The following is a 464-nucleotide window of genomic DNA, read 5'->3' on the forward strand; positions in this document are numbered from 1 at the left end:
AGCAGGTTATCAGGCAAGTCAATAGGGCGTATCAGGGTGAAGTGGTGCAAACGATCCAAACGCAAGATGATGAAGTCGATGTCTGGCTAGGCTTGCCTGAAGAAGAACGAGCTTCGATGTGGTACCTGGAGCACCTGCCAATTTTGATAGCAGATGGCAGCTATATAGACTTGTCAATAATTGCTGATATTCACTTCCGACAGGCACCGAATAATATTCGCCGCTATGAGCGCAAGCGAGTGGTGACCGTGAGCGCATACGTCAATACAGAACATAACTCGGTTTACAATATTCAAAAGGACCTTAAAGAACACTACCTCGACACGCTAGTCGCGCAATATCCAGATATGAAGTGGGGAACCGCAGGTAAACAAAAAAGTATTGTGGCGTTTTTAGATATTCTGTTTAACGGTTATCTAATCGCTATCTTCGTAATGTATTTGATGATGGCGGTTTTATTCTCG

1 protein-coding gene is annotated in these 464 nt (G+C 44.2%); it reads left to right on the forward strand.

All coding sequences use genetic code 11. The annotated features are described in order from the left end of the window. Positions 1-8 precede the first annotated feature (8 nt). The coding region (locus A3761_RS07565; protein ID WP_255374929.1) for an efflux RND transporter permease subunit at positions 9-464 on the forward strand (456 nt) is incomplete at its 3' end.

This window comes from Oleiphilus sp. HI0123 (genome assembly GCF_001635315.1).